The organism is Vibrio sp. Vb1574 (assembly GCF_033338675.1).
Genome location: NZ_JAWOTC010000504.1, coordinates 1 through 1,005, shown reverse-complemented (window position 1 = coordinate 1,005; position 1,005 = coordinate 1). Strand labels below are relative to the sequence as shown.

Below are 1,005 nucleotides of genomic sequence, written 5' to 3'. Positions count from 1 at the left end.
TAAAAGAACCAGCTGCTGTTGTCTTCCAATTCCTGACGACATTGCTTCAGCTGCCAGCCATAAGTCTTTGCGGTTTGCTCAACGCGCCGAGCCACTTTCATCAAACTAGGCTTTCTTTTGTAAGTTCCACGTTTATAACCACCTCGCCCTTCATGATAGGCCAGATACTGGTTATAAGGGTCCCACAATGAAATGCCTAACTGGCGACGAGTCTCGTGGGTATACCACCCAACAAACATTATCGAATCATCAAAATTGGTGCGCGAACCACCTTGTCCGGTGGAATCTTGGAAGTCATCCCAAGCAGGATCTTGAGCCTGTGCATAGCCATACGCACTGCTTACGCGTCCCCAAGGGATGAAACCCAATACGTAATCTTTGGGTGGTTTGGCATCATGGCGGAAACTGCTTTCCTGCTTGATGATGGCCATGGCAACATGAATGGGCGTTCCCCACTCTTTTTCCATATCTTTCGCATCATCATACCAACCAGATTTTTCTCGGAATATCTCACATAGGTTATCTTGCTGTTTTGGTGGCGCTGTCGCACATCCCGCAAGCAACACACTTCCTAGAACCGATACAACCAACGGCTTAATGTTCAATCCCACCCAATCCTTACTTATTGATTATTGTTTTAGATAAGCGAAGTAGTTTTCCAGAAACTCGTCAAAAGATAACGTATCGCTTTCTTCCGCTTGTCGCTGTTTCTCAACTGAAGAAGCCACTTCCGTTTCCATTATATCTTGCGAGTAATGTTGGTAACCGTGAGCCAGATTTTCTTCACGGAACTTCATGCCAAGAGCACAACCTACTTTGCCAAGTCCACCAAGTTCTTTGGTTAGCTCAAGCAATTGGCCAGAAATCGTCAGTTCAGGGTTATCAATCCATGCTTCTAGCTTGTCACATACAGCTTGGTAAGCGTCGCCAACAGCCGCAGAATCCATCTCTACTGCAATTTGGCGCAACTCAACGAATACTCGCTTCGCCCAATCTTGCAAAGAT

At 46.2% G+C, this 1,005-nt stretch carries 1 protein-coding gene and 1 pseudogene; both read right to left on the bottom strand.

Annotated features, from left to right (window positions below; genetic code table 11):
- The coding region (locus tag R7O12_RS27195; protein ID WP_015297256.1) for a hypothetical protein at nt 1-605 on the bottom strand (605 nt) is incomplete at its 3' end.
- Between the two features lie 24 nt (nt 606-629).
- Nucleotides 630-1,005: pseudogene (locus R7O12_RS27190) on the bottom strand (glutamate--cysteine ligase); the annotation flags it as partial.